Origin of the sequence: Hyphomicrobium sp., assembly GCF_003987855.1 — a bacterium.
Taxonomy (GTDB): domain Bacteria; phylum Pseudomonadota; class Alphaproteobacteria; order Rhizobiales; family Hyphomicrobiaceae; genus Hyphomicrobium_B.
In genome coordinates, this window is record NZ_RXIZ01000016.1 from 89,298 (window position 1) to 100,871 (window position 11,574).

The window sequence follows — 11,574 nt, forward strand, 5'->3', positions numbered from 1 at the left end:
GGGGAAGATCAATCTGTTTGTGCGAGCTGGGATGTTACGTCTGACGCGCTTTCCGCGCAGCTTGCCGAGCTGATGGGCGCTCGCCTTCTGATTTTGAAGTCTGCCAGCGATTGCCGGAATGTCGATGCCGATGAGTTGGCGGCAAAAGGGATTGTCGATAACGCCTTTCCCGAGATCGTATCGCGCGCCGGGCTTTCATGGTCTATCTTTGGCCCGGAGGACGATGCCGATTTATTGGCTGTTCTCGCAGGCGAAGGATCCGCTTGATGCCGCGCATTGTCGAAACCATCGTCACCACCTTCAATGCAAGCGGGGAAGCCCACATTGCGCCCCTCGGCCTGATCGATGATGGGGAGCATTGGATCATCGCGCCGTTTCGTCCATCGACGACGCTCGAAAATCTTCGGATCAATCCTTTTGCGGCGGCGAGCCACACCGATGATGTCCGTGTCTTCGCTGGAGCCGTGACCGGACGCAAGATTTGGCCACTCTTGCCTACGCGGACGATAAAGGGAGAGCGACTCGCTGATTGCGTTTCGCATTGGGAGCTTGAGGTCGAACGCGTGGTCGAAGACGATCAGCGTCCTCGCTTCCTCTGCACGATTGTCGATGAAGAGATGCACAAGGCTTGGGAGGGGTTCAATCGAGCCCAGGCAGCCGTTATCGAGCTCGCGGTGTTGACCACGCGGCTGCACATGCTGCCACCCGATAAAGTGGAAAACGAGTTGAAGTACCTCGAAGTAGCGATCTCCAAGACGGCGGGACCGCGCGAAGATGAAGCGTGGGAGTGGCTGATGGAGAAGGTTTCGGCCTGGCGGCAGGCACGCTTTGATCAGAAGACATCATGAACGTCGCAGAACATCCGAAAGCGGAGTTCGTCGCGGGGCTGCGCGCCGCGATCAATGACGGCACGTTTGTCAAACTTTCGCTCGGGAAGTTTCGTGGCGAAGGCGAGCCGCGTAAAGCCGTTGCAACGCTCGTGATGATCAAAGACAAACCTCAGCTGAAGCTTGTGACCAGCTTTCCGAGAAAAGACGATACGAAGACTTTTCCTATCGAGCGTGGCGTTGAATCGATCGCGAGATCGATCGGGGCCGAGTTCATGAGTGCGACGTTGTTCACGAGCGCCCGTGATCTCCGCTTGGACTACAGCCGGAAGGGCATACCCCATCTCGCGTCCGGCAAGCCGACGATGGCGGCATCGGCCCCGAAAAGCCACGACCGGCAGAAGTCGTATCTTGTTGCGCCGGATCGTCCGTATCTCAAAGCCTTGGACGTTACCGATCGCGACGGCCGTATCAAACCGACGATGCAAGGCAAGTATAAGCAAATCTGCCGCTTCATCGAAATTGCCGCCGACCTTATTCCCGAAGGCGACTTCGAAAAGGATCGCCCGTTGACCGTTGTCGATATCGGCTCGGGGAAAGGCTATCTTACTTTCGCTTTTTACGACTATGTGACGACAGTTTTGAATCGGTCCTGTCAGATCACGGGGATCGAAGTTCGAGGTGAACTTGTCAAACTTTGCAATGACCTTGCACGCGATCTCAATTTCAAGGGATTGACGTTTGTCGCGGATGAGGCTGCTCGTGCATCGTCGGAAGCAATGGATATCGTCATTGCGCTCCACGCTTGCGATACCGCCACTGACGACGCGATGGCATTTGGCATCCAGGCCGGAGCACGCCTTATTCTATCGGCGCCCTGCTGCCAGCATGAACTCGCACCTCAAATCCACGATACGCAAAACGGCCTGCGAGGTTTGATCAAATATCCGCTTCTAAAACAACGGCAGGCGGATCTTGTCACCGATGCGGCGCGTGCGCTGTTGCTAGAAGTGTCCGGATACAAAGTTCGGCTTATCGAATTTGTTTCGACCGAGCACACATCGAAGAATATCCTGATTGCTGCCACGAAATCGGCAACCGTGGATCGTTCTGCTGCCCGTCAGCAATTCCAGGAATTGCAGGAAACAATCGGTTTTTCGAAACAGCATCTTGCTTCACAACTCAAGGCTGCCGAATAAGCGATATTGGCCTATTTGACGCCGCCTCATTTGTTGCTCACTGACGTGAAATGCATGTAAAGGGAACTTGAACCGGATTGGCATTGTTTGCTTCCGGTTACCCCCGAACATACGCAAGAGAAGGCTGAATTCGATGACTAAAGTCTCCCGTATCGTACGCCTCGCATGTGCTGCGAGCGTTGTCGCGTTGGCTTCGGCCGTGCCTGCAAGCGCCGGCCATCGCGAACCCGCGGATGATCCTGCTTTCGTCGCTGAGAGACTGCATCGCATGGGCTTCGTCGAATGGCGCAAGCTCCGCTGGGACGGCCACGTTTGGAAGGTCGACGATGCACGCCGAGCGAATGGTCACGCCTACGACCTGCAGCTGGAGTCTGGTTCGTTCGATATCATTCGGCTGAAGCGCGACTAAGTTTAGTCTCACCGGCGGATTTCGACGGCCGCAGCGTTGCCGCTGCGGCCGTTTTCATTTGTGTGCGAGTAGCGCCACAGCGACCGCCGGCGCGCATCGCGTGGCCCAAGAACGATGTTCCGGGGCGACGTCAATCAACTCTTCGAATGCCGTGGTGGGCAGAGCGAGACGAGCGCCGATCTGTTCTGCCGCCCGCGCTCCAATGCCCGCTGCAATAACGCATTCGACGGAAGTACCGGGTCGCGACAGGACTTGCAACGCGCCGTCGTGCAGAGATCTTAGCTGGCGTTCTTCGATGTAGGCCGCAGATATCTGCCAAGTCGAAAGCTGGCGCATGTCCGCGTCACGGCCGAAGCCGCGCGCGAACCGTTCGAGGCTTTCGCGCTGCGACTTGCCCCGGCCGTCCGTTGTCGCATGTTGGTCAACGTCATCGGGAAGCGTGCCGATAACACGACGAACATCTGCCATCGAAGCGAACGCGTCGCGCGCCAGCCCTTGCCATTGGCCCGCGAGGGGCGCGCGTGTCGCGACGGAGGGGACCGGCGTTCGCGTGAAGCCGGTGTATACGAGCTCGCCCGTCTGCAGGCGCTCGGCGTCGGACAATCCGAGCGGGCGCTCGCACGCGATGATGTCCGTTGTCGTTGAGCCCATGTCGATCAGGAGCGCAGCCCGCCGCTTTCGCGCGACGAGGGCGGCGGTTGCGAGAAAGTTCGCCGATGCAACTGAGATCGGATCGCCGGCCGCGAGCTGAGGTGCTGCGAAGCCTTTAAGCCCCATATAGATGCGAAGTTCTGCGGAAATCCGCGATTGCAGCCGCTCGAGGACCTGGACCACACCCGACTCGCGAGTCTCGAAGATCTCGGTGAGTTCGGCGGTCATCGTGACCGCGCATACGTCTGCGTCGGCGATGAGAGGTTGGGCATCGGCGAGAGCAGCATCGAGCTGGTCCAATCCAAGCCATAGCGGGCACGCGATCTGCCGGACAGCGGTAACCCGTGCATCCTCGACGCGCGCGACCTTGAGATGGGCGCCACCGACGTCGAGACCGATCGTTGCCTTGGCCATTTGTGCTTTCGCCTCAATATAACGATTTGTGATACACTCGCGGATCGAGGAGGCAAGTGGTGGACGTCATTCCGGTTATCGATGTCGCGCACGGTAAGGTGGTTCGCGCGCTCAAGGGCCAGCGCTCCCGTTATCAGCCGATCGAGACACCACTCGCGCCATCATCCTCGGACCCCGCCGACGTCGCGCGGGGACTGGGCCGATTGTTCCCGTTCAACAAGCTTTATCTGGCGGACCTCGATGGTATCGAGGGGCGCGGCCGTAACACGCATCTTGTGCCGGCCCTGAGCCAAGCTCTGCCTCGCGCTGAGATCTGGATCGATGCGGGAACGCAATACCGGAATGCCGCACGTACTGTTCTAGCTGCGCCCGTGGCGACGCTGGTCGTCGGCACCGAGAGTATCGAGACGGTTCGCAGTTGGGAGGACATCGTGGCAGAGGCACCTGAGCGAACCGTCTTGTCGCTCGATTTCCGCCATGGAGAATTCATGGGACCTGAAGCGATTCTGGCTGACGCTTCGCTCTGGCCCTCACGCGTCATCGTGATGACGCTCGATCGCGTCGGTGCCAACGATGGGCCGGACATCGATCGCTTAGACAATATCGTTTCACGGGCTCACGGCCGTCGAGTCTACGCGGCAGGTGGTGTTCGTGATCGCGATGATCTCGATGAGATCCGCAAGATTGGAGGTAGAGGCGCGCTGATCGCATCGGCGCTTCACTCCGGAAAGATATCGGCCGACGATCTCAAAGAGATCGCCGGCCGTTGAATTGTCCAGTTCAGTGAATTGGCAGGAGCCACTCCAGCCGAGAACCAAGCCCAGTTGCGGCCAAGGCCTATTCTCGAAAATTAACCGCTGTAACGGCCCGAGAGCAGTCTACCCAATCGCTGCAGCAGACCCCCCTTCATGGGAGGGGCAGTCTCATTTTTGTTTTCTACCTGCTGAGGACGGTTTCCGCTTCAAGCCTTCGCACCGAACGGATGCTGTACCGAGTTACGCTGAGCGGTAGCTTCGGCAGCCGTCGGCTTGCCAGCGACAGCGCGAGCGATCGACTCTTTAACGGCGCGGTAGTTGTAGTCCTGGATCTTCGCGTCGTCGGCGGCTTCCCAGTGGATGAACACGCCAACAGCGATGTAGAGATCGTCAGCTTCAGCAGCCGGGATCACGCCTTCAGCGACCGAGTCCTGAACAGCCTTCGCAACGCCGTACTGAGCCGGTCCGAACATCTGAACAGCCTGGCGGGCGTCCTTGATCGTGACCTTGTTGTAAAGGATCGTGTTCGGCTTGCAGGGGAGGTTCGGCGCAATGACGGCGAGAAGCGTCGTGAAGCCGTCCTTGTTGTTCGTCAGAGCGTTGCAGAACGCCGTTTCAGCAGCCGAACCGCGCGGTCCGATGATGAGGTCGATGTGCGCGACTTCGTTGCCGTCGCCGACGAGCGACTCGCCGACCATGACTTTGTTGATTTTGGCCATTAGGGGGGTTCCTCCCACGAATGAAACGATACGAGCGACAACTACCCCCCGTCAGAAGGCGGGATATCGTTGAACTGCTCTGGCGATGAATATCCACACACTTACCGCCCAGGTTGTCATGAGTACCAGCGTCGGTGTCGTGAATAGGCCCGCAGACAGTGCGGGCACGGCGCCTGTATTGCCTCAGGTCATCGGGCGAGACAAGCCCTTAAGTTGAGGGGAATCGCCCTTCAGACGTCTTTCCGATTGATCAAAGCGTCGGCAAAAACGGTCGTGACCACAAAATCGGCAGTGGTGCCCGGATTGAGGCCCGCATGTTTCAACTTTGCGTCGAATTCCTGAAGAATAGGTAGCGATTTCGCAGTTGCAAAAGGCGACCAGTGCGGCCTTAGAACGCGCGCGTCGTTTCGCACCTGCTCGGCAACTTCAGGGCCGAACTTACGAGTGATGTGGGTGTCGGGAAATTCGGCGAGCAGCGCCATGTGCAGCGTGGTTACTGCAAATGTCAGATCCAACTCGGATCCGAATAACACGTCTCGAAAAATCGGAAGCGCGAAATCGAAGACATCAGCGTAGACGCTTACGTAGGCATTCGCGATCCGATCTCGCTCGGCCGCGAGCTGCATGGCCGAGAGTAAGGTTAGCTTGACCGGTGGTGAATGGACGTCGCCTTGATCGACCTTTCCCATTCCGGCAGGGTTGGCGATCCGGATCGCGGTGAAGGTGTCAGCCGCGTCCTGTTCATCTAGTGCCGACAGGATCAGGCCTAAGCGGCGGCGCAATCCAACGTCGAAGGTGGTTTCCGCCGCAGCCTTGGCGATGGGTGCGCAAAGAAGAACAATACCGAGATTGGTGTTGAGGCCAGCGGCAGCGACACTTGCTTCAGTGGCGCGCAGAATACGTTTGCCGACGCTAAGTTCGGGGTCGGCGATCGGCCCCGCGGCAGCGCGGGCTGCGTTCTCGAAATGCCGGACTTCCATTCCGTGTCCGGCGGAGTGGCGGTGGACATTGCCCGGCTTCAGGGCGTCGAGTTCGGCATTGCATGCGAACAGAAACGCCGCTCTGATTTCGGCCGGCGTCCGAGGGTTCCTCATGGCATCGTCGCGGCGACCGGAACTCCTATCGCCGCCCGATGTGCAACTACGGTCTTGAGGAAATCCTCGGCGATCGCCCAAGCGATGTTGACGTCCGCAACGCTTTGCAAGCCCCGCCAAGCCGGGTTCGAATTGACTTCCAGCACCTGCAATTGTCCCGAGGCGGAGCGAATGAGATCGATGCCCGCGTAATCAGCATCCACAGCGCGCATGGCCGCCATGGATACGCGGGTCATTTCATCATCGGGAAGATGCATGCGGGCCTTGCCGCCCTGGTGAATGTTCGTCACCCACGTTGTCCCGCGGCGCGTCATGGCGGCGATCACGCGATGGCGCGTCGCAAGCACGCGCCAATCCTCGTAGAAGCCGTCCTTCGGCGGCACGTAATCCTGCATGTAGTACATCTGATCGACTGTCTCGGGCGCGGGCAATTCGCTCTGTTGCGAGACCATGCCGATACCCTTGCCCTGGCTGCCGAAGAGCGGCTTCAGCACCAGCGGACGGTCGAGACCTTCCGTGTACTCGAGGGCGTGCGGAAGCGTTTCGCACACGCGCGTTCGCGGCGTTGGAATGCCGTTCTTGTGCAGGAGAAATGTCGTTTGGGATTTGTCGACGCATCGCTCGATGGCGCGCGCGTCGTTCCAGACCCGCACGCCGCTCTCCCGCAATGCGTGGAGGAGGCCCAAGCGAAAGGTGATCTGTTCGAGCGTGCCCGCAGAAATCGAGCGCACGAACACACCGTCTGGTAGGAGGCCCTTGAAGCCTGGAATGTCGATCCCGCTTTCTAGACCGGTATCGAAAGCGCAATGCGGGAGCGAAGAGACCGTCACACGCGCGCCCATCGCTTCGAGCGACCGCACGATCCGCCGCGCGTGCCATTCGCCTCGCCCTTCTTCGATGAGAAGAGCGAGGTGCAGCCCGTCGCCTAGTCCGGGAAGAGGATCAGGCGATTTCTCAGCGGAAGCTCGCATCGACCACTCCCGGCGCGAGTTCGCCAGCGCGGAAGGTGTTACCTGTTTCGACATTCGAGACGACCACCTGTGCCGGCGAGAACAGCATGGGATCGATCTTATAGAAGTCGCCTTTGACGTCGGCAAAGATTTCGGCGAACGGCTTGCCATATGCATCGCTGTTGCTCGCCGGCAGACTTTCCGCCAGACGCTGCGCGTCGCTGTCCGGTCCCTTCACGAAGAGATGGATGCGTCCGCCGTAGATGATGGCGTCGTTCGTGCGGCCCATTGCCTTGACGAAATCGGGGACAGGTGGGGCAATCGGCGTGGTGCCCATGCCGTCGAGGATGTTCTCGAGCGGGAAGTGCAACGCGTGCGCCTTATGGATCGCCACTTCAAGCACGCGAGATGCGATCTGAACCGTGCCGGCGAAGCTCCACGTTGTGGCGTAGATGATTGTCAGGCCGCGCGGATTGATACCGCAGTTTTCCGAGATCTTCTTGATGGCAGCGGGTGGCGGAGCCTTATCGCCTTCGATCACGAGCGTCGTTTCCGGATACCGGTCGGTGTATCCAAGCTCCTGAAAGAGATCTTCGACGCGAGAGATAGCGCGCGCTGGTCCTGAACCCAGGGCGAAGAATCCCGATTCCTCGTCCGAAATCGACCAGCCCGCGTATTGGCTGCCGAGACAGGCGATAACGGGATCGTTCGACGTGACGACAACGCCGAGTGGCCAGTTCGCCAGGCCAGAAGACTGTGTAAAGGCAACTTGACCGAGGCCGCCCATGCAGATCTCGCCGAGACGGCGTCCGGCTTCGAGGCCGCCGACCGCTTTGGCCCCCATATCGATCAGGCGTTCGCCGTGGCTACCCGTCGTAACCTCGATGCGAAGCGCATCCGCATCGCTCACGACGCTTTCTACGAGCTTGGTGGCGCGTGCAGAGACGCTCGGTTTATTTACCATTTTGAACTCCGGTCGGATCGGGATTGGCGTGTTCGTATATCAGGTCCTCGAGTTCCGCCAAGCGCTGGCGGGCGAGGGCTTCTGCCGCATCGGCCGTTGGGCCATCGGCAAGCACGGAGGCGAGTGGGGCGCCTTTGGGAACAACCGTGCCGGACGCGCCGCGATCGGCGCTCCAATTGGGCCATGGGGGCTCACCAAGAACGAGTGCGCCACGATCGGCGTGAAGGATGGCCATGGCTTTCGGCAGAGCGGTGACCGGCCAATGCGATGAGGATTTGCCGCCTGTCCAAGCGGCAACGTGAGTCTGGAACATGTCCCCCGTGGTGCTGTCGAGGACATCCAGCGAAGCGCCAGGGCGAGGATTGACCTCGAGGAGGAAAGGTTTGCCCGCGTCGACGATGAAATCAAAGGACGCCATGCCGCAAAGCTTCAAGGCGTCTCCAGCGAGGATCGCAATATCGATCAGCTCGCTGCGAAGGTGAGGTTCGATATCCGGTTGAGAAACGCAGCCGCCGAAGCGGTACGGATGCGTCCGACTGGGCGCTGTCCATTGCCTTGTCAGAAAAAAGGAGTTTGAAGGCTTACCACCGGTATGAGAGCCTGAGAACACTGCCCCCACCGAATACCGAGTGCCCGACAGACGTTGTTGAAAATATCGGCGTTGGCGCGGTTTCGGGGCCGTGTGAGAGCCGCAATCTCGGATGTGTCGGCCCCCGCTGCCACCAATGCGTTTCGAAATCCAACCTTCGGGCGATGTCGGCGGCTCGGTCTGCGTTCGGGGATGTGCGACGCCGATCCTGTCGAGGGTGGCGAAGAACTTTACAGGATCTTTGCACGACCGAACCGTCTCGGCGTCCGATCCAAGTAGATGAAAGCGCGATGCTAGCGTCGCGATCAGGCGGGTTTTGTCTTCCAACCCGGATCCGAGAACGAGCCCGATCGGCTTGCCTGCCGCCGACCGGCTGAGCTCTTCCAACGCTGCAACGAGTGGCTTCGTACGAAAGCCAGTGGTCATTGCCCCTTCGATGACACGAATGTCTTCGGCGGCTTCTCGCGTATCGAGATCGCCGAAGGCATCAACGACGAGGGGGCGAAATCCTGCGCGCCGGGCGGATTGCGCGAGGCTCCGCCCGGAGAACGCGGCGATGAGGACGTGCTCCCCGCTCAACGCTTAGGCCAAGCCGACAAGCTTCTTGGACAGCTCATAGGCGTGGCGGAAGTCGAGCGACAGCGGTTTGTCGGAATCGATCATCTGTTTGAAGAGGCCGGATTCGCACTTGTACTTGATGTCGCCAATCGCGAGCGGGCCAACGCCCAGCGCGTCCGACTCGGGAAGCTTCTCACCATTCATGAAAAGCTCCATGCCCTCGACGCCCGGAGGCGGCACGGCGTTCACGTCGGCCATCACCAGCAGGTTTTTGGCTTTCTGCATCTGCTCTTTGGAGACGACGCGCACGCCCGCTGCCGCCGCTGCGAAAATAACTTCGGCATTGGCGATGATTTCGTTCTTTTGGTCGTCGGTTTCGCCGGCTACCGGCTCGAGATCCACGCCGAAGCGCTCCTTGGAAATCTTGGCGTTCTTGATGACGCGATCAATGCCACGATGAGCGACAAGTTTCACCTGCGCGCCTTCGAGCGCCGAAATGATCGATGATGCAAAGCCGACGACGCCCGTCGCGCCGAACACGGCGACCTTCGTGCCCTTCCACGTCCGGCCGAATTTCTCTTTCAGCACCTTCTCGACACAGGCGACCATAGCGGCAGCCGTCGTGAAGGAACCGGCAGGATCAGCGAGGCAGGAGCATTCGAATGGCGGCACCATCGCCTTCTTGGCGGCTTCCAGCATGTCGAGGGCCAGGATCGCGTCCTTGCCACCCATGAAGAATCCGGTGCGAACGCCGTAATTCGGCGGACGCGAAAAAATGGCGTCCTGGATGAGGCCGGTGACTTCCGAGAGCTCGACATTGATATAGGGGATGATGACCTTATAGCCGGCATCAGCGGCCATATTCACGTCGAAGGGGCTCATGTGCTTCTGCGGCGCGAGCATATGCAGAATAGGGGTTGCGTCGCTCATTTGTTGATTGCTCCGTTCGTTATGAATTGCGCAGCGTTTCGATGCTGGCGCCGGTGTTGCGGCCATGGGCTATGAGGATTTCGAGCCCGTCGCGTTTAGCGTCTTCGTATAAAGAATGATAGAGGCGTTCTGCCGCTTTCGGGCTGTCGACAAAGGCGAATCCCGTGGGGCCCCAGGAGCTCTGGCCAATGCCCGTGGCGCCCAAATCTCGCATACGCGAAGCGAGTTCTCCGACCGACCTGCTCGTCCAGGGCGTACCGCCTTGTTTTGACGCGAAATGAGCGCCGACAATCTCCTGGATTTCGGTGATTGCAGACCCGAATGCGGCAATGTCTTCGTCCTTAAGACCCGGTACGAGCTTCATCAGAACGAGGCGGCAGATGTGCGCAGCTTGGCTGTCGGGGAACGGGGGGAGATCGGCGAAAGCGGTGGTTTCGGCTTCGCCCGAGACGCCGGTAAAACTCGGATCAAGAATGAGCATCACCCGCCAGTTTACGGGGAAGTCCGTGCGTAGCGTTACCGGGGGAGGGTGATCGGAGGTGCCCTTTCCTCCGTCGACGATGAAACCTCCTGAAATGAACGCTTCGAGTCCGATCCCGGAGCGTGCACCACGCTCTCCCAAAGCAGCAAGGTCGGCGGCTGATAAATGTTGGCCTTCCAGTCTCGCAATTGCGGCGCCGACGGCTAACGCGAGCTGCGTACCTGATCCAAGCCCAGCATGAGCCGGTATGGCGTGCGCAACGTCAACGGCGTAACTGCCCGTGCGGCCATCATCGGTGAATTTGCGCAAAAGTTTAAGGACGCGGCGGTTTTCCGCCCCGATCGCAGAGTTCTCATCGGCGCGCGAGATGGTCAATTGGGTGCTCGGACGATCGATCGCCATGCCGATGCTGCCATATCGGCGTCCAAGGCTGCCGTTGAGGTCAAGGAAGCCCAAGTGGAGCCGTGCCGGCGCCGTAACGCGAAGTGCGGCGGAAGTCGCCGGTAAGGGCTTCACGAAACACGATCCTTTCATATGAAGTGCCGCATCTACGGCCGTTTGCTTTCCATGCAGCGGCAGCGGTAGGATTTTGAGAGCGAGTTGTCCGATAATTGGAGGTCGAGGGCAAGATGAGTGCAGAACGCGAAAAACCGATGGCGGAAGCCGACGTTAATGCTTGGCTGGCCGCCAACCTTCCGTCCTGGAAGCTTGAGGATGGCTGGATCCGTCGCACCTACAAGACGGCCAGCTGGAAGGGCACCCTCATGGTCGTCAATACGATCGGGCATCTGGCTGAAGCCGCTTGGCATCATCCTGACATCACTTGCTCATACGCGTGGGTCGAGGTGCGTCTCATGACGCATTCGGCGAAGGGTATCACGTCGAAGGATCTGGAACTCGCCAAGAAGATCGAAGAGGTCGTCCATTGGCAACCAGGCAAGGAAGGGAAGGGGCTGGAAGGCACGCCGGGCGGCGATATGCGCTTCGCCTACATCAAGTACGACTGACCGGCGATGAAGAAAAGTTCTGGCGCC

Annotated in this window: 13 protein-coding genes and 1 pseudogene; 6 read left to right on the top strand and 8 right to left on the bottom strand. The window is 59.5% G+C overall.

The window, feature by feature from the left end:
• The 4 genes and pseudogenes from EKK30_RS16325 to EKK30_RS16340 all read left to right on the top strand — a co-directional run.
• Window positions 1-267: pseudogene (locus EKK30_RS16325) on the top strand (uridylate kinase); the annotation flags it as partial.
• Window positions 267-848, top strand: a complete 582-nt coding sequence (locus EKK30_RS16330) for a DUF447 domain-containing protein (protein WP_290986629.1) — start codon at window positions 267-269, stop codon at window positions 846-848. The pseudogene EKK30_RS16325 and the gene EKK30_RS16330, both read left to right, overlap by 1 nt.
• A complete protein-coding gene (locus tag EKK30_RS16335) occupies window positions 845-2,026 on the top strand; it encodes an SAM-dependent methyltransferase (RefSeq protein ID WP_290986630.1) in 1,182 nt (393 codons plus the stop codon). The genes EKK30_RS16330 and EKK30_RS16335 overlap by 4 nt, the downstream gene beginning before the upstream one ends.
• A gap of 133 nt (window positions 2,027-2,159) precedes the next feature.
• Entirely contained in the window at window positions 2,160-2,435 is a 276-nt protein-coding gene (locus EKK30_RS16340; protein WP_290986631.1) for a hypothetical protein, read from the top strand.
• Between the two features lie 54 nt (window positions 2,436-2,489).
• Here the strand turns inward: EKK30_RS16340 and EKK30_RS16345 are convergent, their stop codons facing one another.
• Complete coding sequence (locus tag EKK30_RS16345; RefSeq protein WP_290986632.1) at window positions 2,490-3,500, bottom strand: hydantoinase/oxoprolinase family protein; 1,011 nt, start codon at window positions 3,498-3,500, stop codon at window positions 2,490-2,492.
• A 59-nt stretch (window positions 3,501-3,559) separates the two neighbouring features.
• Here EKK30_RS16345 and EKK30_RS16350 point away from each other — a divergent pair, with 59 nt between their 5' ends.
• The gene (locus tag EKK30_RS16350; protein WP_290986633.1) at window positions 3,560-4,270 is read left to right on the top strand and encodes a HisA/HisF-related TIM barrel protein; all 711 of its coding nucleotides are present in this window, start codon (window positions 3,560-3,562) and stop codon (window positions 4,268-4,270) included.
• A 191-nt stretch (window positions 4,271-4,461) separates the two neighbouring features.
• Here the strand turns inward: EKK30_RS16350 and fae are convergent, their stop codons facing one another.
• From fae to EKK30_RS16385, 7 genes are all read right to left on the bottom strand, one after another.
• Window positions 4,462-4,974 (bottom strand): formaldehyde-activating enzyme, encoded by a 513-nt coding sequence (gene fae, locus EKK30_RS16355; RefSeq protein ID WP_013947261.1) that lies wholly within the window; start codon window positions 4,972-4,974, stop codon window positions 4,462-4,464.
• A 230-nt stretch (window positions 4,975-5,204) separates the two neighbouring features.
• Window positions 5,205-6,068, bottom strand: a complete 864-nt coding sequence (locus EKK30_RS16360; protein ID WP_290986634.1) for a triphosphoribosyl-dephospho-CoA synthase — start codon at window positions 6,066-6,068, stop codon at window positions 5,205-5,207.
• Entirely contained in the window at window positions 6,065-7,039 is a 975-nt protein-coding gene (locus EKK30_RS16365) for a RimK family alpha-L-glutamate ligase (protein ID WP_290986635.1), read from the bottom strand. The genes EKK30_RS16360 and EKK30_RS16365 overlap by 4 nt, the downstream gene beginning before the upstream one ends.
• On the bottom strand, window positions 7,023-7,982 hold the full coding sequence (mch, locus tag EKK30_RS16370) for a methenyltetrahydromethanopterin cyclohydrolase (RefSeq protein WP_290986636.1): 960 nt from the start codon (window positions 7,980-7,982) through the stop codon (window positions 7,023-7,025). The genes EKK30_RS16365 and mch overlap by 17 nt, the downstream gene beginning before the upstream one ends.
• Window positions 7,972-9,150, bottom strand: coding sequence for an ATP-grasp domain-containing protein (locus EKK30_RS16375; protein ID WP_290986638.1), 1,179 nt, complete (start codon window positions 9,148-9,150; stop codon window positions 7,972-7,974). The genes mch and EKK30_RS16375 overlap by 11 nt, the downstream gene beginning before the upstream one ends.
• 3 nt (window positions 9,151-9,153) lie before the next feature.
• A complete protein-coding gene (locus EKK30_RS16380; RefSeq protein WP_290986639.1) occupies window positions 9,154-10,059 on the bottom strand; it encodes an NAD(P)-dependent methylenetetrahydromethanopterin dehydrogenase in 906 nt (301 codons plus the stop codon).
• 19 nt (window positions 10,060-10,078) lie between these two features.
• A complete protein-coding gene (locus tag EKK30_RS16385; RefSeq protein WP_290986640.1) occupies window positions 10,079-11,056 on the bottom strand; it encodes a beta-ribofuranosylaminobenzene 5'-phosphate synthase family protein in 978 nt (325 codons plus the stop codon).
• 113 nt (window positions 11,057-11,169) lie between these two features.
• On the opposite strand from EKK30_RS16385, the gene EKK30_RS16390 reads away from it, so the two are divergent.
• The gene (locus tag EKK30_RS16390) at window positions 11,170-11,547 is read left to right on the top strand and encodes a 4a-hydroxytetrahydrobiopterin dehydratase (protein WP_290986641.1); all 378 of its coding nucleotides are present in this window, start codon (window positions 11,170-11,172) and stop codon (window positions 11,545-11,547) included.
• The last annotated feature ends 27 nt before the right edge of the window (window positions 11,548-11,574 follow it).